General features: G+C 60.4%; 22 protein-coding genes. 9 read left to right on the plus strand and 13 right to left on the minus strand.

Annotation, left to right across the window (positions count from 1 at the left end; genetic code table 11):
* Positions 1–28 precede the first annotated feature (28 nt).
* Genes BM269_RS22200 through BM269_RS22215 form a run of 4 tightly spaced genes read left to right on the plus strand, consistent with a single transcriptional unit; the run spans position 29 to position 3,624 of the window.
* The gene (locus tag BM269_RS22200) at positions 29–679 is read left to right on the plus strand and encodes an HD domain-containing protein (protein WP_090442272.1); all 651 of its coding nucleotides are present in this window, start codon (positions 29–31) and stop codon (positions 677–679) included.
* Complete coding sequence (locus BM269_RS22205; protein ID WP_090442431.1) at positions 676–1,932, plus strand: TCR/Tet family MFS transporter; 1,257 nt, start codon at positions 676–678, stop codon at positions 1,930–1,932. Before BM269_RS22200 ends, BM269_RS22205 begins: the two co-directional genes overlap by 4 nt.
* 7 nt (positions 1,933–1,939) lie before the next feature.
* Positions 1,940–2,764 (plus strand): substrate-binding periplasmic protein, encoded by an 825-nt coding sequence (locus BM269_RS22210; protein WP_090442274.1) that lies wholly within the window; start codon positions 1,940–1,942, stop codon positions 2,762–2,764.
* Positions 2,764–3,624, plus strand: a complete 861-nt coding sequence (locus tag BM269_RS22215; RefSeq protein ID WP_090442277.1) for an EamA family transporter — start codon at positions 2,764–2,766, stop codon at positions 3,622–3,624. Before BM269_RS22210 ends, BM269_RS22215 begins: the two co-directional genes overlap by 1 nt.
* Positions 3,625–4,065: 441 nt before the next feature.
* Here BM269_RS22215 and BM269_RS22220 read toward each other — a convergent pair whose 3' ends face one another.
* The 6 genes from BM269_RS22220 to BM269_RS22245 form a co-directional block, all read right to left on the minus strand.
* Positions 4,066–5,028 carry an MBL fold metallo-hydrolase gene (locus tag BM269_RS22220; protein WP_170860455.1) on the minus strand — a complete coding sequence of 321 codons (963 nt, stop codon included), beginning with the start codon at positions 5,026–5,028 and terminating at the stop codon, positions 4,066–4,068.
* A gap of 241 nt (positions 5,029–5,269) precedes the next feature.
* Positions 5,270–5,560, minus strand: coding sequence for a hypothetical protein (locus BM269_RS22225; RefSeq protein WP_090442282.1), 291 nt, complete (start codon positions 5,558–5,560; stop codon positions 5,270–5,272).
* A gap of 79 nt (positions 5,561–5,639) precedes the next feature.
* Positions 5,640–5,951 (minus strand): hypothetical protein, encoded by a 312-nt coding sequence (locus tag BM269_RS22230; RefSeq protein WP_090442285.1) that lies wholly within the window; start codon positions 5,949–5,951, stop codon positions 5,640–5,642.
* 94 nt (positions 5,952–6,045) lie between these two features.
* Positions 6,046–6,279, minus strand: coding sequence for a hypothetical protein (locus BM269_RS22235; protein WP_090442288.1), 234 nt, complete (start codon positions 6,277–6,279; stop codon positions 6,046–6,048).
* A gap of 10 nt (positions 6,280–6,289) precedes the next feature.
* Positions 6,290–6,715, minus strand: a complete 426-nt coding sequence (locus tag BM269_RS22240) for a GNAT family N-acetyltransferase (protein WP_090442291.1) — start codon at positions 6,713–6,715, stop codon at positions 6,290–6,292.
* Between the two features lie 25 nt (positions 6,716–6,740).
* Positions 6,741–8,630, minus strand: coding sequence for a CocE/NonD family hydrolase (locus BM269_RS22245; RefSeq protein ID WP_090442294.1), 1,890 nt, complete (start codon positions 8,628–8,630; stop codon positions 6,741–6,743).
* A 131-nt stretch (positions 8,631–8,761) separates the two neighbouring features.
* Here BM269_RS22245 and BM269_RS22250 point away from each other — a divergent pair, with 131 nt between their 5' ends.
* From BM269_RS22250 to BM269_RS22260, 3 genes are all read left to right on the plus strand, one after another.
* Positions 8,762–9,175 (plus strand): YXWGXW repeat-containing protein, encoded by a 414-nt coding sequence (locus BM269_RS22250; protein ID WP_090442297.1) that lies wholly within the window; start codon positions 8,762–8,764, stop codon positions 9,173–9,175.
* Between the two features lie 247 nt (positions 9,176–9,422).
* A complete protein-coding gene (trpS, locus tag BM269_RS22255) occupies positions 9,423–10,442 on the plus strand; it encodes a tryptophan--tRNA ligase (protein ID WP_090442299.1) in 1,020 nt (339 codons plus the stop codon).
* Entirely contained in the window at positions 10,442–10,744 is a 303-nt protein-coding gene (locus BM269_RS22260; RefSeq protein WP_090442302.1) for a DUF1294 domain-containing protein, read from the plus strand. The genes trpS and BM269_RS22260 overlap by 1 nt, the downstream gene beginning before the upstream one ends.
* Here the strand turns inward: BM269_RS22260 and BM269_RS22265 are convergent.
* Positions 10,691–12,022 (minus strand): erythromycin esterase family protein, encoded by a 1,332-nt coding sequence (locus BM269_RS22265; RefSeq protein WP_090442305.1) that lies wholly within the window; start codon positions 12,020–12,022, stop codon positions 10,691–10,693. The genes BM269_RS22260 and BM269_RS22265 overlap by 54 nt on opposite strands.
* 60 nt (positions 12,023–12,082) lie before the next feature.
* Between BM269_RS22265 and BM269_RS22270 the strand changes: the two genes are divergently transcribed.
* Positions 12,083–13,036: a DMT family transporter gene (locus tag BM269_RS22270; RefSeq protein WP_090442308.1), complete on the plus strand. Its 954-nt coding sequence runs from the start codon at positions 12,083–12,085 to the stop codon at positions 13,034–13,036.
* Here BM269_RS22270 and BM269_RS22275 read toward each other — a convergent pair.
* The 4 genes from BM269_RS22275 to BM269_RS22290 form a co-directional block, all read right to left on the minus strand.
* On the minus strand, positions 13,023–13,670 hold the full coding sequence (locus BM269_RS22275) for an FMN-binding negative transcriptional regulator (RefSeq protein ID WP_090442311.1): 648 nt from the start codon (positions 13,668–13,670) through the stop codon (positions 13,023–13,025). The genes BM269_RS22270 and BM269_RS22275 overlap by 14 nt on opposite strands.
* A gap of 50 nt (positions 13,671–13,720) precedes the next feature.
* Entirely contained in the window at positions 13,721–14,335 is a 615-nt protein-coding gene (locus BM269_RS22280; RefSeq protein WP_090442314.1) for an LON peptidase substrate-binding domain-containing protein, read from the minus strand.
* 225 nt (positions 14,336–14,560) lie between these two features.
* The gene (locus tag BM269_RS22285) at positions 14,561–14,854 is read right to left on the minus strand and encodes an H-NS histone family protein (RefSeq protein WP_090442317.1); all 294 of its coding nucleotides are present in this window, start codon (positions 14,852–14,854) and stop codon (positions 14,561–14,563) included.
* A gap of 191 nt (positions 14,855–15,045) precedes the next feature.
* On the minus strand, positions 15,046–17,184 hold the full coding sequence (locus tag BM269_RS22290) for a TonB-dependent receptor plug domain-containing protein (protein WP_090442320.1): 2,139 nt from the start codon (positions 17,182–17,184) through the stop codon (positions 15,046–15,048).
* A 93-nt stretch (positions 17,185–17,277) separates the two neighbouring features.
* On the opposite strand from BM269_RS22290, the gene asd reads away from it, so the two are divergent.
* Complete coding sequence (asd, locus tag BM269_RS22295; RefSeq protein WP_090442323.1) at positions 17,278–18,129, plus strand: archaetidylserine decarboxylase; 852 nt, start codon at positions 17,278–17,280, stop codon at positions 18,127–18,129.
* A gap of 25 nt (positions 18,130–18,154) precedes the next feature.
* Here the strand turns inward: asd and BM269_RS22300 are convergent, their stop codons facing one another.
* Positions 18,155–19,954 (minus strand): cyanophycinase, encoded by a 1,800-nt coding sequence (locus BM269_RS22300; RefSeq protein ID WP_090442326.1) that lies wholly within the window; start codon positions 19,952–19,954, stop codon positions 18,155–18,157.
* An 85-nt stretch (positions 19,955–20,039) separates the two neighbouring features.
* Entirely contained in the window at positions 20,040–20,969 is a 930-nt protein-coding gene (locus BM269_RS22305) for a LysR family transcriptional regulator (protein WP_090442328.1), read from the minus strand.
* Between the last annotated feature and the right edge of the window lie 112 nt (positions 20,970–21,081).

Genomic DNA, 21,081 nt, shown 5'->3' on the forward strand with positions numbered 1-21,081 from the left:
CGCAGCTAAAAAACGGAATCAAGGCTTTATGGATATCACTCTGAGCAGTTGGCAGCCGCGCCTGGTCGCGCTCGCCATCGCAGCAGCGGGCGACGACGGCGCCCACGACATCAATCACCTGCATCGGGTATGGCGCAACGCCAGGCTGTTGTTGGAACAGCATCCCGAGGCCGACCACCTGGTCGTGATGGCCGCCTGCTACCTGCACGACCTGGTCAACCTGCCGAAGAACCACCCGGAACGCCATCTCGCATCGCGCCAGGCCGCCGTACTGGCGCGCGCCCAACTGGCCGAAGCCGGTTTCCCGCCCGGGCGCCTGGACGCGGTGGCCCACGCCATCGAAACCCATAGTTTTTCCGCCGCGCTGCAACCGACCACGCTGGAAGCGCGCATCGTGCAGGACGCCGACCGCCTGGACGCGCTCGGCGCCGTCGGCCTGGCGCGCATGTTCTATATTGCGGGCCGCATGGGCACCGCATTGGCGCATCCGGACGATCCATTGGCCGCGAACCGCGAACGCAACGACAAGATCTACTCCCTCGATCACATCGAGGTAAAGCTGGCCACCCTGCCCGGCACCATGCAGACCGCCGCCGGCCGCGCGCTGGGCGAACAGCGCCTGCAGGAGCTGCTGGCCTTCCGCGACAGCTTCGTCGCAGAATGGGCGGTGGCGGCATGAGCGAGAACGCGCCAAACCTCAAAGCGAAAGGCAACCTGAACTTTGTCCTGGTCAGCATCTTCATCGACATGCTGGGCATCGGGATCATCGTGCCGGTACTGCCGATCCTGGTCGGCCAGTACGTGCAGGACCGAGAACTGCATGCCATGTGGTACGGCATTCTCGGCGCCACTTTCGGCCTGCTGCAGTTCATCTTCATGCCGATGCTGGGCGCAATCAGCGACCGTGTCGGCCGCCGGCCCGTGCTGCTGTATTCCATGGCCGGCATGGGCATCAACTTCCTCACCACGGCCTGGGCGCCCAACCTGGCCTGCCTGTTCATCGGCCGCGTGATCGGCGGCATGTCCTCGGCCAGCATGTCGGTGGCGTCGGCGTACGCCTCCGACATCTCCACCCACGAAGATCGCGCCAAGAGCTTCGGCAAGATCGGCGCCACCTTCGGCCTGGGCTTCATTTGCGGCCCGATGCTGGGTGGATTGCTGGGCGACGTCAACCTGCACCTGCCGTTCTACGTCGCCGCAGCGCTGTCCTTCGCCAACTTCATTTACGGCTATTTCTTCGTGCCCGAATCGCTGCCCGAAGCGCAGCGCAGCAAATTCAAGCTGGTGTCGATCAACCCCTTCAATGCGCTGGCCAAGCTGGCCAGGCGCCAGGACATCCGCGGCCTGGTCATCACGTTCGCCCTGGTGACCGGCGCGCAAATGATGCTGCAATCGACCTGGGTGCTGTACACCCACTTCCGCTTCGGCTGGAGTCCGGCGGAAAACGGCGCCGCCCTGTTCTGCGTCGGCCTCACCGCTGCCGTGGTGCAGGCCGGCCTGCTCGGCATCCTGATCCGCAAATTCGGCGAAGTACGACTGTCGCTGATTGGGCTGACCTCGGGCGCGATCACCTATATGCTGTATGGCCTGGCTACGCACGGCTGGATGATGTACGTCTTCATCCTGTGTAACCTGCTGGCCTTCGCTGCCGGCCCAGCATTGCAAGGCATCGTATCCAAGGCCACGCCGGCCAATGAACAGGGCGAGTTGATGGGGTCCCTGCAGTCGATCAGCAGCCTTGGCACGGTGATCATGCCTTTGCTGGGCGGCGCCATCCTGGGCACGGTCAGCCACCTGCCGCCGAGCGACTGGCGCATTGGCAGCACCTTCTTCCTCTGCGCAGCAATGCAGGCGGTTGGCATCTACGTCGCCCGGCGCTACTTCCGCCAGCATCACATGGCCACCGCGGCGACCACGGAAACAGGCGCATAATCAAGCCATGTCCGCCCGCGTGCACAGCTTCTTGCGCCAGTTGCTCGCCGCCCTGCCCCTGGCAGTGGCGGCATTGCCGTCGCATGCCGACTGCTCGCGCGACATCGTGGTGCCGGTATCCACCACTGGCGTCAGCGTCATCGTCGGCAACGGGACATTCAGCGGCATCTACCCGGAGATTTTCCGCAGCCTCGGGCCACGCGCCGGCTGCCACTTCACCTTTACCTCGGTACCGCGCGCCCGCCAGGAATTGCTGTTCGAATCCGGCAAGGCCGACCTGCTGGTGCCCGCCACCCGCACGGCGGCGCGCGACGTCAACGGCATCTTCGTGCCAATGGTGGGACACCGCGCCGTACTGATTTCGCTGCAAAGCCCACGCCCGCAGATCGCCAATGCCCAGGATCTGCTGGACCGGCGCGACCTGCGCGTGGCGATCGTCCGCGGCTACGACTACGGCGATGCTTACCAGGCCATCGTGCGCGAACTGGCCCGCCAGGGACGCTTGTTCACAGAGGTGGAGCCGAGCGCCATCGCGCGCCTGCTGTACGTCGGCGCGGTCGACATTACGATCATGGGACCGACCATCCTGGCCGGCTCGATCAACCGCGACACCCGCGTAAACGGCATGCTCGACCGGCTGCGCATGGAGGCAATTCCGGAATTGCCATGGCAGCAAACGGGTGTCTACGTCTCACGTTCCTCGTTGAATCCGGATGATCGCGCCGTACTGCTCGAACTGTTGGAACGGGCCGCCAAGTCGAATATTGTGATGGAAGGATTCCAGCGCTACCATCGCCCGGAAATCCTCGCCGAAAGCGTGCGCCCCCGCTGATGGCTCCATCGGTCGTCGCCATCGTCCTGTGCGGTGCGCTGCTGCACGCCGGCTGGAATGCGCTGGTCAAGAAAGGCCGCGATCCATTCCTTAGCAGCGTGCTGGTGGCCAGCGGCGCTGGTCTGATCTCGCTGCCTTTGCTGCCCTTTCTCGTGCAACCGGCTACGGCAAGCTGGCCATATGCGCTGGCGTCCACAGTCATCCACTACGCGTATTACGGGCTGCTGGCCGCTGCCTACCGCCACGGCGACATGAGCCACGCCTACCCGCTGATGCGCGGCAGCGCCCCGCTGCTCGTCGCCCTCTCCAGCGTGCCCCTCCTGGGCGAGCACCTCAGCGTCACGCAATACGCCGCTGTCGCCTGCATCAGCGGCGGCATACTCGGCCTTTGGTTCGCAACCCGGCCTGCCGCCCCCGATGATGCGAACGCCCGTTCCCGCCGTCGTGCCACTGCCTACGCCTTGTTGAACGCCCTGGTGATCGCCGCCTACACACTGATCGATGGCCTGGGCGCCCGCGCTTCCGCCGCTCCAGCCGCCTACGTCATGTGGCTGCACATTCTCAGCGCCATCGGCCTGCTGGCCTGGTGCCTCCTGCGCTGCCCGCGTGAGTTGCAGGATTACGCCAAACAGTTCTGGAAAGTCGCCATTCTCGGCGGCGCCGGCACACTCGGCGCATATGGCCTGGCCTTGTGGGCGATGACAGTCGCCCCGCTGGCCGCCGTAGCAGCCCTGCGCGAAACCTCGATCCTGTTCGCAGCGCTGATCGCCAAGTTCTTCCTGTCCGAACGCATCGGCAGCAAACGTGCCCTCTCTATTGCAGCAATCGCCGCCGGCGCGGTGCTGATGCGACTCGCTTAAGTTTAAAGGACTGGCTGCTTATGGAACGAGCAATTCGCCACACCAGATTCGTCCCAGTGCTTCGGTCGGCAGCAGAATCTTCTCCAAGTAATCTCCGACAGATCCTCCCGTAAATGGTGTTGTCCAAGAATCTGGGGCCGCACATACGACTAACAGTAAGGGAAAAAGAGCAGTTCAAGCCCGAATGCACCTTCTCCCAGTGCGCACCCGATGTCTGTCCGGCTTCCAATAGAAATAGTGGGAGGTCGCCGGTGATCTTGACGTCATACAGGCGTGAAATTTGGGCGAGCTCAGTTTCGCTGTAACCGCGAGCCGGGGCCATTTTGAGCTGCTTCAGACTTTCAAACAATTTGTTCAAGTGTCAGGTGCCGGTCACGAGCTACCACGCACGCAAACCCATTCGGTATCACTCCGAACGAATGAGTACCATGCCAGCTGACCTTATCGTGTGGTCTCATTTGGCTTGCCACAGTACTCAGCTCGCTTTGCAGGCACACGCAACACCTGATCGACGTAGTAGGCCAGCGCTGGCTCCGAGTATTTCGGATCCGGATGCATGGCGACGAAGGGTGCTCCCTTCTGTATCCACGTCGCAACGCAACTCGCCGTAGGCTGGCTGCTTTCGGCACAGGCAGTGAAGGCGTCGAATGCGCTGCGGTAGCTGGAGAAAGTGGCATGATCCATCGGCAGGCCATGACCCGGCACCAGGGTCTGGAAATCGACACGGTCAATCTCGGCCAGCACCTGGCGCCAACCTTCAGCACATCCCGTATCGAAGAATGGCAACGGCACCACCACAAGATCGCCAACGAACACAGTCTTGCTGGCGGGATCATGAACCCAGACATCGCCTTCGGTCGCTGCATACTTTGCAAGATGCAGCTTCAGTTCGCGTTCGCCCAGCTTGACCGACATCGTTCCCTTCACCGGTTGGTCGGGAATCAAATTTGCAGGATCATTGATCGCGTTCAGGTACAGCCTCGTATCAGCCTTGCGCGCTTCAGGCAGGGACGGATCTTCCAGCCGGGCCTTCGCCTTTTCGACATTCCGGATCAAGAAGCCTTTCAACGCGCCTTCTACGGCTGTACTGGTGTACAGCTTTGCGCCCGGATACGCGGACCGGATGCGTGCATTGCCCGTCGCGTGATCAAGGTGCCAATGCGTGTTGATGATCGCCGTAATCGGCTTCTTTCGCGCCTTTGCGATCGCAATGATTTTGTCGGTGTGTTCCGGATGGCGGCCAGTATCGATGACCAGGATCTCGTTCGGGCCCTCGAACACGATCGAATTCCCATCCGGCTGTACATCTTCTGGTACTTTTCCTTCGATGAAGGTATAGGGCGGCTCGGCAGCGCTAGCGGCAACGTTCGCAAAAGCGGCAAGAAAGAGCAGTGAATACTTCAATTGTATTTCTCCCAGTCGTCAGAATGACTAGCACTCAGGCAGGCTCTCGCCATCTCAACGAAGAGTTTAAACCAATCATTCCCGGGCGCGCTTCATTTCACGCCGAGGCTTATGCGGCCATCACCAACCATCGGCACGCAAGACGTGCACCCTTCTACGATCATCCTTGATCGAGAGCCTGCATACAAAAGCCTCGGAGTTTTCTCCATTGAGCGGCCGGCGAACACAAGGAATCGTAGGCTTACGCGGAATACAGCCTGCCAGCAACGCTCTTCATTTCAAGACCAGGAACTAGCTGATCGGAAATCGTCAGGATGGAGAACAGGTTCCTTTTCAGGCCCTCTTCCGATAGCTCACCTTCTTTCAATGCTGTTTGGAGCAAATGAAGCGCCATATCAGCAAGGAGAATCCTTTGCTTTTCGCCCCATCCCGGCTCACCTCTTTTCGACTGGTTCGCCTGATAGGTTGACTCAGTCAGATCGTGGGCCGCCCTTCCTAGAGACAAAATCTCGTTTCTAACTACATCGTTCATTCGTTATGCCTTTCTAGCGAGGAAGGGGCTGTATAAGTGCTTTACTCGTGACAACCAGCGAAAATGAGGGCGCCCGCGTTCATGACTTGCGCCGTGCGATTGCCGAGAAATGCCCGACTTCATCTCGGGCCGCTGCGCCTGAAACAACTGCCTGCACAAGCTCAGGATCCAGCACATTGCAGCCGATGTTAGCAATGAGGTCGAGCATCGTTTGATGAAATGCCGCCTCTGTTTCGGCTCGCTTTGCAGGACTGTGTCCGCACCAGGTATATCCCTTATCGTTATACATCGCAGCCGCATCGAGGACACGGATTAACTCCACCTTCAGATCAGAGATTTCAAGTTTTTGCTCAGACGATTGCATAGGTGACTTTCCGATGAAACTCATCATTGAAGCGACGCCCCCGTCGCAACCCGTAGGCCTTCCAAAATCTCCCGCTGATGTTTGCCCAGCTCCATAAGTTGGCGCTGAATGTGAGGACTGCTCAACGAATTGCGTCCTCAGTGATTCGGGGGTGCGCATCGGTTACATGCACACCGTAGGTCTCGATGTCACTCAGGCAGTCGTCCGCATCCACACCCGGTGTATGCTCGCCCTTGCGAAGTTCGATGGTCTTGAATTCCGACCATGGCGCGTACTTCTGAGGCAGGTTTTCACCCGATGGCTGCGCGGTGAAACCAAAAATGCGGCCCGGTCCTCTGAAGATGTGTACTTGCATGAACTGCTCCTCATTGTATATAGCCGTCGGCGACCGCCTTCTGCTGGTCCGCAAATATCGCCATCGCAGTATTCATCCGGCGAAATCCAAACTTTTCATAGAATGGTTCTTTCCCTGGAACGGCATACAGGATTATCTTTCGGTGGCCCCTGGACACGTCGACCAGCCTTTGTATGAGTTCCTTCCCAAGCCCTGAACCCTGATAGGCTGGATGAACCACTATGTCGCAAAGATAAGAGCAGTCGACGCCGTCAGCGACAGCGCGCCCTGCGGCGACGATTCGTTCGCCGTCGAACGCAATGCAACGGAACATGCTGTTCGAGTAAGCGGTCTTCAGCCACTCGCCACTCTTGATTCCAAGCGGTGCGATGCGATAGAGCTCGGACATCTCTTCCCAATCGAGCTTTTCGGTTGAATCAGTCCAGCGAAATTCCATGAAATCTCCTAGCGGGCATATGCGATCATTGCTTCCCCACCACCGGCAACTCTACCGAGCTGCCATGGAACACGCGCTGGGTGGCCTTCTTGTAATCACCCGGCGACGCGAGGAAGATATTCGGCACGAATGTTTGCGGATTGCGGTCGTATAGCGGGAACCAGCTTGATTGCACCTGGATCATCAGGCGATGCCCCGGCTGCACGACGTGGTTCACCGGCGGCAGCGCAAAATTGAACTGCACTGGCTTGTTCGAGGGGATAGCCGATGGCTTCTCGAAGCTGTCGCGATAGCGACCGCGCAGGATATCCATCGACAGCGGCAACTGATAGCCACCCAATTTTGGCTGCGACGGCACTTCGTCCGGGTACACATCGATCAGCTTCACCACCCAGTCGGAATCGCTGCCCGAGGTCGACGCCAGCAGGTGCACTTGCGGCGCACCGGACAGTACCAGCGGCTCCTTCAGCGGCTCCGACACATAGCTCAACACATCGGTGCGATCGCTGACGAAACGCTGGTCGTGCACCAGCCAGGGTTTCCACACGTTCTCGTCACCCATGCGCACAGGACGCGGCACGAACGGCACCGGCTTGGCAGGATCGGCCACATACTCGTCGAAGCCTTTGGCGTTGCCCTGCTGCGACCACGAAAGCGTGAAGCCATCCTGGAGGTACACCGCCTTCGCTGCCGACGCGCAGCCCGTGGCGCACGACACCGGCCATTGCGCCAGCCGCTGCCACTTGTTGCTGCCGGTCTGGTAGAACAGCACCGGTGGCGTGTCCGCTGCCGGTGCGCCGTCCACCAGGTGCTGTTTCAGGAAGGGCAGCATCACGTCACGCCGGAATTCCAGCGCCGTGTCGCCGGTGAATTGCAGCGCACCCAATGCCGAGCCATCGTAATTGACACCGCTATGGCGCCACGGCCCGACTGCCAGGAAATTCAGCTTGTTGTCCTTGTCCTGTTTTTCCTGGGCGGCGTAGGCAGCGTAGGTGCCGTAGATATCTTCCTGGTCCCACTGCCCCACTACGTGCATGGTCGGCACCCGCAAAGGATGCTTGGCCAGGATGCGGTCCAGCGCTTGCTCCTGCCAGAAGCTGTCGTAAGCGGGATGCTCGAACAGTTTCTTGGTGAAATTGAGCTGGTCCAGGCCATACTTGCGCGCCAGGCCGGACACCGAGCCACCGCGCAACACCACGTCGTAGTCGTCGTACGCTCCTTTTGCCAGCGGTTCGCCGCGTCCTTTCGCAGTGTTCTGGTTGGCGATGTAATCCAGCGTGTTGACGCGGAAGGCGCCGTTGTGGAACCAGTCGTCACCGCGCCAACCATCCACCATCGCGCTCATTGGTACCGCAGCTTTCAGCGCCGGATGCGGTTCGGTCAGCGCCATCAGCACGGTAAATCCCTCATACGAGGAGCCGATCATGCCGACCTTGCCATTCGTTTCCGGCACGTTCTTCACGAGCCAGTCGATGGTGTCCCAGGCGTCGGTGCCGTTATCGGTCTGGCTGGAGTTGAGCGGGCCGCGCACCGGACGGGTCATCACATACTCACCTTCCGAGCCGTACTTGCCGCGCACGTCCTGGAACACGCGGATGAAATCGCGCCCGAACACCTCGTCTCCCTGCGGCAGCGAGGACTGCATATAAGGGCTCACATTGCGCCGTGCACGGCCAGCCGCGTTGTAGGGAGTGCGGGTCAGGATGATCGGCGCCTTGCTGGCGCCCTTCGGCACCACGATCACCGTATGCAGCCGAACACCATCGCGCATCGGAACCATCACTGCGCGCTTGACGTAGTCCGCCTGCTCTTGCGGTGCCTCGAATCCGGGCACCAGGTCGGGGGCCATAGGCGAAGTTTGTGCGCCTGCTTGGGAGGCCAGCAGCAGGGCGATCAGGGGGAGGCAGCTACGCATGGGAACTCCGATCGGGCATGAACTTTTGCAATATTACTAGAAAACCAATGTCTATATGAAAGCTAGTGCGCGCACATACGGCCGCGGCAGTCTCAGCAAAAATGGCACCTACTAAATGGAAGGAGCCAATCATGAAAAAATTGCTCATTGCCACTCTTCTGGCAGGTTCCCTGGGCGGAGGCCTGGCTATTGCGCCGATTGCCAGCGCCGATGTGGTGGTCGTCCGTGTTGCCCCACCGACGCCACGCGAGGAAGTCATTCCCCCGGCCCGTTCCGGCTATGTCTGGACACCCGGCTATTGGCGCTGGAACGGCCATCGCCACGTCTGGGTCAACGGTAAATATGTGCGCGCCCGCCACGGCTACCACTGGCGCGAACCCGCCTGGGCCCAGATGGACAACGGCCGCTGGCGCATGGAGCGCGGGCGCTGGGAACGCGGCGACCGTGACCGTGACGGCATCCCCAACCGCTATGACCGCGACCGCGACAACGACGGCGTGCCAAACCGGGTCGATGATCGCCCAAATAACCCGAACCGTTACTAATTAGGTGCGTCCGGGCAAGAAATGTCCACATTCGTTCCTGACCCCGAGTGGACATCTTGACAGGGCCGCGCTGAACTGTAACCATTGCGGGATGAAATTTATCCAATCACATCTGCTTTCCCGCAATTGGTGGCGCCGCTGACTTAGCGCGGCCACTGAAAAGTGATGTGATTTTAATATCAACGCCGCCTCTGTCCAGGTGGCGTTTTTCTTGGCGCAATCGGTAGGGGCAAGCAGAAAGAACCCTATGAGCCAGCCAGCATCCACCGCCAAACCGATTATCCTGACCGGCGACCGTCCGACCGGTCCGCTGCACCTCGGCCACTTCGTGGGCAGCCTGCGCAATCGCGTCTCCTATCAGGATGACTACCAGCAGTTCATCATGCTGGCCGACTCGCAGGCGCTGACCGACAATATGGAAGACACCAACAAGGTGCACCGTAACGTGGTGGAAGTGGCGTTGGACTATATGGCTTGCGGCATCGATCCGGCCAAATCGACCATCCTGATCCAGTCGCAGATCCCGGAACTGGCCGAGCTGACCTTCTATTACCTGAACATGGTCACCGTGGCCCGCCTGGAACGTAACCCGACCGTGAAGCAGGAAATCGTGCTGCGCGGCTTTGAGCGCGACATCCCGGCGGGTTTCCTGACCTACCCTGCTTCGCAGGCTGCCGATATTTCGGCTTTCAAGGCTACCGTTGTGCCGGTCGGCGAAGACCAGATCCCGATGATCGAGCAGACCAACGAGATCGTGCGCAAGTTCAACCGCCTGGCCAACAAGGAAATCCTGGTCGAGTGCAAGGCCGTAGTGCCGGAGGTGGGCCGCCTGCCGGGCATCGACGGCAAGGCGAAAATGTCCAAGTCCCTGGGTAACGTGATCAACCTGGGCGCCAGCGCTGCCGAAATCACCGCGGCCGTGAAAATGGTCTACACCGACCCGCTGCACCTGAAAGTCGCCGATCCTGGCCACCTGGAAGGCAACGTCGCCTTCATCTACCTGGATGCCTTCGATACCGAAAAGGCCAGCCTGCAGGAGATGAAAGACCATTACGTGCGTGGCGGCCTGGGCGACTCCATCGTCAAGAAGCGTCTGGAAGCCGTGCTGCAGGACATGCTGGCTCCGATCCGCGCCCGCCGCGAAGAACTGGCCAAGGACAAGGGCTACATCATGCAGGTGCTGAAGGAAGGCACCATGCGCGCCCGCGAGGTGGCTGCCCGCACCACCGATGAAGTCAAGGCCGCCCTGGGCCTGAATTACTTCTGATGCTGTTCACGGCCGCGCTGTATGCAATCGCCAGCGCGGCATGCTTTATCGCCTATGCGCTCGACAAGTCGGCTGCCCGCCAGGGCCGTCGCCGCACTCCCGAGCGCACACTGCTCATCCTTGGGCTGGCCGGCGGCTGGCCCGGCGGCTTCGCGGCGCAGCAGCTGTTGCGCCACAAGTCGTCCAAGACCTCTTTTCTAGTCAAGTTCTGGTTCACCGTGGCGCTAAACCTGGCGGCCCTCGTCGCGCTACAAGCCGGATGGATAAGTCTCGGCGGGCTCTTCGTGGGGCCACAGGGCTGAACGTTCCAGCGGCCTGAGTGCCGTGCTGCGGTCGATGTGGATCAGCGCATCGAACTGCTGTTCCGCATCGGCAAAAAAGTAATGGCTCATGCGCTCCGTATCGGGCCGGTAGATCACGCCAATCGCTCTTTCCAGCAAACTCCCGTGCGCCCGCGCCAGGGTGCTGCTGCGGCCGCGCAGCGGCAGCAGGAAGGCCGGCATGCCCACCTCGTGCAGCACACGCTCGACGCTGTCGGGCCGGGACGGCACGATGGATTTCAATTCGGCCGGGCCATCCCAGTCGCTGGCCGCCGTCACGCTGCCCGCATGGGTGGTGAAGCCAAGCAGGAAGCTGTCCTGCGGCCGGTAACGTTCGCGCACCAGCTGGCCAAGGTTCAACTGGCCGTGCTTACCCATTTCGGTGTGGCGCGCATCGCCCAGGTGCGAGTTATGTGCCCACACCACGATGCGCGCCGGCCTGCCTATCGCTTGACCCAGATGTTCGCGCAGGGATTGCAGCGTTTCCGCCATATGCGAATCACGCACATTCCATGATTCGTCGCGGCCCTTGAACATGGCGCGGTAGTACACCTCCGCATTGCGGGTCACGCGCGCGTTCTGCTGGGCGTAGAAGAATTCGTCCGCCAGCGTGCCGGCGCGCAGGTGTTCGTTGGCGACGCGGTTCATCTCCAGCAGTTGGCGCAACACTTCGGCTTCGCAGTCGGGCTTCATGCCGAAGCTGGTGGCGTAGCCGTAGCGCTGCGGGTCTTCCGCAAAGTGGTCGATGCAGGCGTAGCGCTGGCGCGCGCGGGCTGCGGCTTCCGGGTCGGCCTGGTCCAGGTAGTCGATCACCGCGTGCATCGATTGCTGCAGGCTGTACAGATCCAGGCCGTAGAAGCCGCAGCGGCGGGCCGGGCTGGCGACATGCTGGTTGTGCACGCGCAGCCAGTTCACCAGGTCCACGATCTCGTGGTTGCGCCACATCCATTGCGGGAAGCGCTTGAACCCCGACAGCGCCTGGTCGGCGCTCATGTCGTCGCCATGGTGCTGCACGTAGCGGCTGACGCGCAGGGCGTCCGGCCAGTCGGCTTCGACTGCGATGGCGTCGAAACCCTTGTCGACGATCAGCCGTTTGCTGATGTCGGCGCGCAGGCGGTAGAACTCATGGGTACCGTGGGTGGCCTCGCCCAGCAGCACCAGCGTTGCGTCGCCGATGCAGTCGAGCAGGTAGTCCAGGTCCTCCGCCGTTTCCAATGGCCGCGCCTCGCGCTGCAGCGCGGCGATCAAGCTCTTGTCCATGTTCGGCAAGATATCGCAAGCTGTGCGACACTGTCGCAGGTTTAAATAGGGAAATATTGCATGTGGACTGGCGTAGTGTGCGGCCTGCTGGCGGGCGCGATGTGGGGCATGGTGTTCATCGTGCCGGAATTGCTGTCGGCCTTTACGCCGCTGGAAATGGCGGTCGGCCGTTATGTCGCTTATGGCGCGATCGCCTTGGTTCTGATGCTGCCACGCCTGCGCAATCTGGTCGACCGCCTGGAGCGCGACGATTATTTCGCGCTGCTGCGGCACGCCCTGGCAGGCAACCTGGTTTACTACATGTTCCTGGCGCTGGGCGTGAAGCTGGCCGGCGTGGCACCGACTTCCCTGATCATCGGCGTGCTGCCGATTGCCGTCACCCTGATGGGGCGTAACGACCACGGCGCGGTGCCGCTGCGCCAACTGGCCATGCCTTTACTGGTGACTGCCGCCGGCATCGCCTGCATCAATATCGACGTGTTCCAGCATGCCGCCGCTGCCGGCGTGTCCATGCTCAACACTGTGACCGGCGTCGCTTGCGCGACTGGCGCCTTGCTGTGCTGGAGCTGGTACACGCTGGATAACGCGCGCTACCTGAAGCGCAATCCGCATTACAGCAGCGCTGAATGGTCGGCATTGTATGGCCTGTCGACCGGGCTGATTGCACTGGTGGTGGGCGGGATCGCGTTCGCCATCTTCCACGGCGACGTGACCGGCGCCGCCGGCATCGCATCGGGGCGCGACTGGACCCTGTTCTGGATCTGCAATAGCTTGCTGGCCCTTGGCGCCTCGGTGATCGGCAATCATTTGTGGAATATCGCCAGCCGCCGCGTGCCGATCACCTTGTCCGGCCAGTTGATCCTGTTCGAAACCCTGTTCGCGCTGATGTACGGCTTTATCTACAAGCAGCAATTGCCGCGTCCACTGGAGATCGCCGCCATCGTCCTACTGGTCGCCGGCGTGACATGGTCGATGCACGTCCATGCCCAGGAAGAAGAACTCAGCCCGGCTTGACCTCGGGCTCGATGCGCTCCGCCACCAGCGCCGCCATCGGCGCGGCGCGCGAGCGTAGGCCAGCCGCGACACCCTCCGCATCCGCGCTGCTGCGATTCTGGCTCACTTTCCATTTGCCGACGATGGACGCAATCGGGATCTCGATGCCGACAATCGCCTTCAGCAAACCCTCGACGAAATCAGGCGGCGCATCGGACACCGCCCAGGGCTCGGGCAAGCCATGCTCCTGCATGGTCGTCAGGTCGCCGAGCTGGCGTCGCAACCAGGCGGCATCTTCAACGACGCGCGCGGCACCGCGCACCTGCACCATCGCATAATTCCAGGTCGGCACCACTTTATGCGAAGTCGTCTTCGATGGATACCATGAAGGGCTGATGTACGCCTCCGGCCCCTGGAACACCACCAGGCACTCCATGCCGCCCGCGGCCAGCGACCGCCAGGCCGGATTGGCCCGCGCGATATGCGCCCGCAGCACACCGAGCCCCGCCTCCCCCTCGTCGGGATAAAGCGCAAACGGCACCAGGTCCGCAGTCGGTGCGGCGCCGGGAATGACCAGCGTCCCGAGCGGATACGCCTGGATCAAGCCATGTTTGACCTCGAGCCGGTCTTCAGCGAAAGCAGTAGGAAGGTACATGCCCGCAGTGTAACGCGGGGCGTCGGAACGCGCATAGAGCCAGCGATGGCCTAATTCAGTAGGCCATGTTCAACCATCACATCCTGCACCAGTTCCAGCCGCAGTACCGGATTCTCCTGCGCCAGCAAGAGCTGCTTCTGCGCCAGCGACAAGCGCAGCAACTCGCACCAGCGATTCGCCACCCAGCCCGCCTCCTGCAGGCGGTATGGCGCCTGCATCGGCATCTGCCCGGTGGGGATGCCGCGTTCCTGCAAAGTCTGGATCAGGATGCCGAGGCTGTCTGCCACATCCTGCTGGTCGGATGGAACCGGCACCGTCATGTCGTCCTCGATCGGCGACACGTCCGCCATCCACAAGCCATGCTTGAGCTGTTCGGCGGTGACGATGCGGAAGCGCCGGCGCCCGCTGCAGCGCACTTGCATCAGGCCCGGCAAAATGGCTTTCCATTCGCCGATATGCGCCATGGTGCCGACCGCGCACAGGGTTTCGTGCTGGTCCGGCTTGCGTACTTCGTCGCCCTGCACCAGTGCGACGACACCGAAATCTTCCTTATGTTCGATGCAACGCTTCACCATGTCGAGGTAGCGCACCTCGAAGATCTGCAACGGCAGGTACCCATCCGGATATAGCACCGTATGCAATGGGAATAAGGGGATCGCAGACATACTTCATCATCGCACGTTTCGATAGGCCATGCCGCCTTTCATCACCGACACGTCGGCTTAACCTGCGCCTTCCGAGCCCAGGTCGCGCAAAGTGTTAAAGCCGGATTGAAGCTGCGCCTGCACATGTCGCACAGCCAACAGCGGCCGCAAAGCCAGGCTCGACATAATCTCGCCCTAAAAAAGAAAAGGGGCGGATATTAATCCGCCCCTCTCGCCGTGAACGGCTTATTTAATCAGGAAGTCTTCCTTCTTCTTGCCTTCCAGCCATTTCGGCGCACGGCCACGGCCAGTCCATTGGGAGCCCGATACCGGGTCCTGGTATTTCATCGGCACGCGGGCGCGCGGTTTGACCGGCTTATTGCTCTTGGCCGCTGGACCGAGATCAGCTGGAGACAGGTCATATTCACGCATGATGGACCAGATCTGTTCTTTTGCCTTTTGCATTTCGGCTTTGCGCGCATCAGCAGCCAGATTTTGCAGTTCGGCAATTTTTGCTTGGTATTCTTGGTAGGTGGTCATCTTTCTTTACCCTAAGTGTATGAAAAATCAAAGTGTGACAATGTGTGAGATTTCTTGCCTGCAATGTACCATAGTTACGATGATTTTATCTACACAATTTAACCATATTAAAAAAAAAGCGCCACACATTTGACAGGCGGCGCTTGTTATTTCATTTCTATTAAATCCCGGTATAGCGGGAGTATTTACTTTCAGAAGCGCGCCTCAAGCTGCAGGCGTATATTTCGCACGCCGAAACTGGTCTGCTCAGAGGTAAGCGATCCATTATTCGTCGTGTAGATAGTCTTCGACCGGTAATCCTGTTTCAGCAAATTCCAAGCGGAGAAACGCAACTGGGTCTTGCTATCGAGTTTCCAGGCCATGTATGCATCCAGTTGGCGTGAAACTGTGGCCCAGCTATATCGATTCTCTTCCACTCGCACCTCACCATTGGTGCGCAGGTTAAAACTGCCGCCCATGCTCCAGCTACCGTCCGGCGTTTTGTAATCGAGGCCGAAAATGGCCGTCAACGGCACTTGCTGGTCCAGGGTATTGCGCGGTCCCGGCACCGAATCGACGCGCGACCAGTTTCGGCTGACGCTGGCACGCACGTCCAACGCCGGCGCCTTGTCCATCACCGCCTTCATGGGGAATTTCAGTTCCACGTCCACGCTGCGCACGTCGGCCCGGCCATTGTTGGTCATCGTCGCTACCCAGCGGCCCGTATCGTCGAGGAACACGCTGCGGCGCGTGAAATTGTTGATGCGGCGGGCTGCTGCGGCCACGCTGAACAGCGCGCCCTCGGCCCAGTAATGCTCATACGAGGCGTCGATCCCGGTCGCCAGTTCCGGTTTCAGTTGAGGATTGCCGATCCAGTCGGTTTCGATCTGGCTGTTGTTGGTGGAAGTGAAGCGCCGGCCCGACAGCGTGGACGCCTGCGGCGCCTTGTACGTGCGGGTCAGCGCGGCTCGCACCTGGTCCTTGCCATTGGGGAGCTTGTACAGGGTTTGTGCCAGCGGGCTCCACACGCTGCTGCGATTGCTGACCTGGTCAAAGCCTGCGCCGGAGCTTTGCGTATGTATGCCCTCCCAGCGCAAGCCGGCATAGACCGACCATGCCTTGCTGATGTTCCATTCGTCCTGCGCGTAGGCGGCCACGCGGCGCAGGGTGGCATGGTAACCCTCGTCCCTGTCGTCGCGCGCACCGTCGGCGCTGAACAGGTCGCGTTGCTTGCGCCAGTCGTCACGGTCGGTGTAGCCGGCTTCCCAGCCCGCTGCCAGGGCGTGGTCAGTCCCGATCGGCGTCGAATACTTGCCGGTGCTGCTGACACCCCACTCGCGCACGCCGCTGAATACATCGTGCTGCAAGTGGGGGGCATTGTCGTGTGCATCGGACTCGTACCACCTGCCATTGGTACGCATGCGGTGGCCGCCGATCTTGGCATCCAGCTTGGCGCCTTCCCCGAACTTGTGCACCCAGTTCAAGTCCGAACGCGCGAACAGGTTCTTGTTCTCGTTCCTGATATGCACGGCGTCGAAGAACGGCGCAGCGCCGACATCGACTTCGTAGCCGCGATCGATCGCGCTCTTGAAAATATTGCGATTGATGAAGGACTGCGAGGTCAGCGTGTCGCCATTCTGCAGGTTCCAGTTCAGGCGCGGCGACAGTTCCAGGCCGCGCGCGTGCCCGCGATCATGCGTCAGCATGCGGCGACCCATCTGCGGTTTGCCGGTCAGGTCGATCAAGTCTTCGTCGCTGACGCTGTTGCGGTCGAACTGGTAGCGGCCACCGCCCAGGTTGACCGAGTAGGAGAAATTGCCATCCTTATCCGACAAGACCAGGTTCCCGTTCGGATTGGTGGCCTCCTTGCTGTGGCTGACGCCGAACTTCAGCTCGCGCTGCGCCGTCTTGACCGCCTTCTTCAACACGATATTGATGGTGCCGGCGATCGATTGGGTACTGAACTCCGCGCTGGCCGCGCGGATCACTTCGATACGCTCGATGCTGTCCGGCGCCAGCGTCTCTATATTGAAACCGGGCGGCACGCGTTCGCCATTCAGCAGGATCTGCGTATAGCCGCTGCCAAGGCCGCGCATGCGGATGTCGCGCCCGCCGGCGCCGACCGAGACGCCCGGCACGCGCTTCAGCGCGTCGCCGATCGAGGTGTCGCCGTAGCGCTTCAGCTCATCGCTGCTGACGATGATCTTGCTGGCGGTGTCGTCTTTACGGGGGTTATAGGCCTCGGCCGTACCCTTGATTTCGACTTTCTGGACCGGTTCCTGCTTCTGTTCATCTGCCATGGCCTGGGTGGCGGCGAGGATGGCGCTTGCTGCGAGTGTCAGGCGAATCATTATTGCAAAAAATGTAAATAATTCTTGGCCGCAACTGTACTCTATGGTGCAGGCGGTAGCAAGGATATAATTCGGGATCTTCAAATCTTTGGAATGCCGACCGTGTCCCGACTTGCCGTATTGCCGCAATACCTGCTCCCGAAAGGCGCCCTGACCAATTTCGCCGGCCGCGTGGCAGGCGCCAAAGCGGGCGACATGACGACCCGCCTGATCCGCTGGTTCGTGACCAAGTACGACGTCAACATGGACGAGGCGGCCAACTCGGACATCGCCAGCTACCACAGCTTCAACGAATTCTTCACCCGCGCGCTGAAGCCGGGCGCCCGCCCACTGGCCAAGGCCGACTTCGTGTGCCCGGTCGATGGCCGCATTTCCCAGTTCGGCGCGATTGAAGGCGACCAGATCTTCCAGGCCAAGGGCCACAAGTTCAGCACCACCGCCCTGGTCGGCGGCGATGCGACGCTTGCCAAACATTTCGAACACGGCAGCTTCGCCAACCTCTACCTCAGCCCACGCGACTACCACCGCATCCACATGCCGTGCAATGCCACGCTGAAGCGCATGATCTACGTGCCGGGCGAACTGTTCTCGGTCAACCCGACCACGGCACGCGGCGTGCCGGGCCTGTTCGCACGCAATGAACGCGTGGTATGCGAGTTCGACACCGCCTTCGGCCCGTTCGTGATGGTGCTGGTCGGCGCCACCATCGTCGGCAGCATGGCTACCACCTGGCACGGCGTCGTCAACCCGCCGCGCCTGCCGAAGGTCACCGAGTGGACGTACAAAAAGAACGAGTACGTCTTCAAGAAAGGCGAAGAGATGGGCCGCTTCCTGCTCGGCTCAACCGTTGTCATGCTGTTCCCGAAGGACACCCTGCACTTCAACGACCAATGGCAACCCGCCGGCCCAGTCCGCCTGGGCGAACTGATGGCCAACCTGAAGTAAGCCTGCCGGCGCTTGCCGCGCCCTTCTAATACCAGTCTGCAGGCAATAACTGGCCAGAAGAGACATCCAGGTGTTCGTACAGTGGCACCCCGGTCCAGTCGCTAAGATTAAACACAGTCTGTGAGTCGGCCAGCTTTCTGACTTCAACGCTGGAGATCGTCAGCGGCGTTTTAGGGCTGCATATACTTGGCGCGATTGAGGGGCGGACAAAATAGACCGCGCTTTCGGTCGTGCTGGAAGCATTGCTCACCCGTCTTGCCGTGACCGGATTGCCCTCGCCATTTCCCTGGACCAGCAATGCGGTCTCGACGCTGATACCGATCCCGCGCGCGGTCTTGCTTCCACTCGAGGACGCAGGGAGGACGCCGCCGCTGCATCCCAAGCTTCCATTCGGCGTGATGGTGGGCGCGACGATCCGGGAGATAAAGGCAATGAAGCGCCCCATGCGATCGCGGCTGTCGAAGTGCGAATCGAAAATCAAACTATCCAATGCGGGTGGCGCGATAAAGCCGCCCTGCAAGCTTAAAGGCGATGGATCGAATGTGATGTCCTTGGAATACGGATCAAGCATCGATGCTTCCGAGGTGACTGATTTATATAGCGCGGAATAGTCAAATTGGCCGAGTACTGCCAGGCCCGCGCTTGTTCCACCGACTGGAACGTTCTTTTTCATTAAAGCGATCAAGGTCCGCTCAAGCAAAGTACCTTTCCAAAAACGGACGTAGTGGCTTTGATCGCCGCCTGCGATAAAGACGACATTGGCCTTGGATACAATGGCGTTGACAGCCTCGCTATTGGCCGCCTTTACGCTCGGAATCACCAGTGTTTCCACAGATGTCAGGCCAAGGGAGGCGCCCCCGACCCACATATCGCTGATGTTCGGGGAAGTCGATAAGGCTTCATCACTGTAGAAAATATACGGATTGTAGCCATCCTCCCCGCTTGCGCGGATGACGACGAATCGCCCTCCGCTACCCGGTTTGATCCCGGCTCGTTGAATCAGCCAACGAAAGGCAGGATCTACATCGGGGCCGCCGCCCATTAGCACGAATGATGGCGTAGGAAGGGTCGACGGTGCCGATACCACGGCATTGACGTCGCCTGTTGCGTAATACGAATAAAGCGGAATAGGTTGCGCAGGTTTGAAGGTGGCTTCCGCATAAGCCGTACCGAAAGAAAAAGATGACGCCAATACCAGCGCGACTGCGCTTTGGCCAGGTCGGCCCCGCCTGACTGTGAGGGACAGTAAAAGCAAGCCGCCAAGTATCAACGCATAGGTCGGCGGCTCGGGCACGGCGGTAATTCCAAAGCTGAGCGTACCGAAGTTCCACACGCCTTCAGGCTCATCAAAGGCTAAATCCTTGTAGCCATCATGAAACTCCAAGCGCAGGATGCCATCGACACCCACCTGAAAAATCAGGCCCAGGTCGCCCAGATCCTGAAATCCAGCGTAATCCGCTGTACCGTCAACATCGTCTCCATTGCCGGGTGTAAAAGTAATCCCGTTGCCCAGGGTATCGCTGAACGTTACCTGCATTTCAGACAAGTAGCTTCCGGCATAACTCGTCAGGTTGATATCCCACTGAAGACTCGTGATTGAAGCCAGGGAACCCACGTAAAAGTCCCGAACGATATTGCTTACCGCGCCCCTTTCGTCATTATCCTGAACACCCGTGACATCTACCAGTAAGGTATTCCCCACCACGGATTGGCCAGGGATTAACGCATCCATGCTTAACGGATTCGCGTGTGCGGCGCCTAGCCCTATTACTGCGGATACCACAAGCAAGACTAGCATTTGATGCAGGTACTTTACTTTTGCCATGATTTAATTCCCTTAGTGAATAAACCGACATGTGGGGTACATCGCTCATTGCAGGTCACAACGTTACCATATTGTCAAAAGTACCTCACACGGCATTTGGCGAAGAACCGCCCTGCTCCTGGTTGGCGAAATTTGCTTCCAACATGTCGAGGAAGGCGCGTGTCTTGGCAGGCATCAGCCGGCGGCCGGGGAACACCGCCCAGCCCGTGACCGGCGGGAAGCACCAATCGGGCAGCACGCGCACCAGTTCACCACGCGCCACCAGCGGCGCGGCGAATTGCGTGGTGCAGGTGGCGATACCCATGCCCGTGGCAGCCATGCGCGTCAGCAGCTCCGGCGAATTCGCCATCAGGCGCACCGGCAAGTCGCGCTCCCAGATGGTCTTGCCGCGCGTGAGCGGCCAGCGCACCAGGCCGTTCGGCATGCGACGCAGGCTTAACAACCCATGCTTGAACAAATCGTCCGGGTGCTCGGGCAGGCCATGCACCACGGTGTACGAAGGGGCTGCGTACAGGCCCCAGGTCGATATCAGCACCTTGCGTGCCGCCAGCGTGGCGTCGTCAGGCAACGCGCCCATGCGGATCGCGATATCGAAATTCTCCGCCACCAGGTCGACTCGGCGCGGCGACAAATCCAGCTCCAGGGTGATGGCCGGGTACTTGGCCATGAACGCCGGCAGGATGCCCGCCAGGTAGACGTTGGCGAAATCGGCCGGCATCGATACCCGCAGCAAGCCGCTCGGCGCTTGCTGCCGATGCTGGGCCAACGCTCCGGCGGCTTCGGTCTCCTCCGCCACCCGCCGCGCGTGTTCCAGCAGGCTGGCACCGAACTCGGTCAGCACCAGCTTGCGGGTGGTGCGGGTCAACAACCGTTCGCCCAGGGTAGATTCAAGCTGGGTCAGGCGGCGCGAAACCGTCGATTTCGGCAATTGCAGGCGCTCCGAGACCTGGCTCAGGCTGCCAAATTCCACGATTCGAGCGAATAGCAGCAGGTCGCTGGGGTCGATAGTGTTCATGATTGTTCCATTGATGGCACGATGTTATCCATTTTAACGGCTTCTGATTCATATTTGGAACCACTATAGTTACTCCATCGACGCAGCACCCAACCAGATACTGAAAGGAAGC

Source organism: Duganella sp. CF458, assembly GCF_900113115.1.
GTDB lineage: Bacteria > Pseudomonadota > Gammaproteobacteria > Burkholderiales > Burkholderiaceae_D > Rugamonas.

What these genes read in the sequence shown, in the direction of transcription:
- BM269_RS22200 (WP_090442272.1), top strand. Translation starts at nt 29, where the DNA reads ATGGATATCACTCTGAGCAGTTGGCAGCCGCGCCTGGTCGCGCTCGCC.
- BM269_RS22205 (WP_090442431.1), top strand. Translation starts at nt 676, where the DNA reads ATGAGCGAGAACGCGCCAAACCTCAAAGCGAAAGGCAACCTGAACTTT.
- BM269_RS22210 (WP_090442274.1), top strand. Translation starts at nt 1,940, where the DNA reads ATGTCCGCCCGCGTGCACAGCTTCTTGCGCCAGTTGCTCGCCGCCCTG.
- BM269_RS22215 (WP_090442277.1), top strand. Translation starts at nt 2,764, where the DNA reads ATGGCTCCATCGGTCGTCGCCATCGTCCTGTGCGGTGCGCTGCTGCAC.
- BM269_RS22225 (WP_090442282.1), bottom strand. Translation starts at nt 5,560, where the DNA reads ATGAACGATGTAGTTAGAAACGAGATTTTGTCTCTAGGAAGGGCGGCC.
- BM269_RS22230 (WP_090442285.1), bottom strand. Translation starts at nt 5,951, where the DNA reads ATGATGAGTTTCATCGGAAAGTCACCTATGCAATCGTCTGAGCAAAAA.
- BM269_RS22235 (WP_090442288.1), bottom strand. Translation starts at nt 6,279, where the DNA reads ATGCAAGTACACATCTTCAGAGGACCGGGCCGCATTTTTGGTTTCACC.
- BM269_RS22240 (WP_090442291.1), bottom strand. Translation starts at nt 6,715, where the DNA reads ATGGAATTTCGCTGGACTGATTCAACCGAAAAGCTCGATTGGGAAGAG.
- BM269_RS22245 (WP_090442294.1), bottom strand. Translation starts at nt 8,630, where the DNA reads ATGCGTAGCTGCCTCCCCCTGATCGCCCTGCTGCTGGCCTCCCAAGCA.
- BM269_RS22250 (WP_090442297.1), top strand. Translation starts at nt 8,762, where the DNA reads ATGAAAAAATTGCTCATTGCCACTCTTCTGGCAGGTTCCCTGGGCGGA.
- trpS (WP_090442299.1), top strand. Translation starts at nt 9,423, where the DNA reads ATGAGCCAGCCAGCATCCACCGCCAAACCGATTATCCTGACCGGCGAC.
- BM269_RS22260 (WP_090442302.1), top strand. Translation starts at nt 10,442, where the DNA reads ATGCTGTTCACGGCCGCGCTGTATGCAATCGCCAGCGCGGCATGCTTT.
- BM269_RS22265 (WP_090442305.1), bottom strand. Translation starts at nt 12,022, where the DNA reads ATGGACAAGAGCTTGATCGCCGCGCTGCAGCGCGAGGCGCGGCCATTG.
- BM269_RS22270 (WP_090442308.1), top strand. Translation starts at nt 12,083, where the DNA reads ATGTGGACTGGCGTAGTGTGCGGCCTGCTGGCGGGCGCGATGTGGGGC.
- BM269_RS22275 (WP_090442311.1), bottom strand. Translation starts at nt 13,670, where the DNA reads ATGTACCTTCCTACTGCTTTCGCTGAAGACCGGCTCGAGGTCAAACAT.
- BM269_RS22280 (WP_090442314.1), bottom strand. Translation starts at nt 14,335, where the DNA reads ATGTCTGCGATCCCCTTATTCCCATTGCATACGGTGCTATATCCGGAT.
- BM269_RS22285 (WP_090442317.1), bottom strand. Translation starts at nt 14,854, where the DNA reads ATGACCACCTACCAAGAATACCAAGCAAAAATTGCCGAACTGCAAAAT.
- BM269_RS22290 (WP_090442320.1), bottom strand. Translation starts at nt 17,184, where the DNA reads ATGATTCGCCTGACACTCGCAGCAAGCGCCATCCTCGCCGCCACCCAG.
- asd (WP_090442323.1), top strand. Translation starts at nt 17,278, where the DNA reads ATGCCGACCGTGTCCCGACTTGCCGTATTGCCGCAATACCTGCTCCCG.
- BM269_RS22300 (WP_090442326.1), bottom strand. Translation starts at nt 19,954, where the DNA reads ATGGCAAAAGTAAAGTACCTGCATCAAATGCTAGTCTTGCTTGTGGTA.
- BM269_RS22305 (WP_090442328.1), bottom strand. Translation starts at nt 20,969, where the DNA reads ATGAACACTATCGACCCCAGCGACCTGCTGCTATTCGCTCGAATCGTG.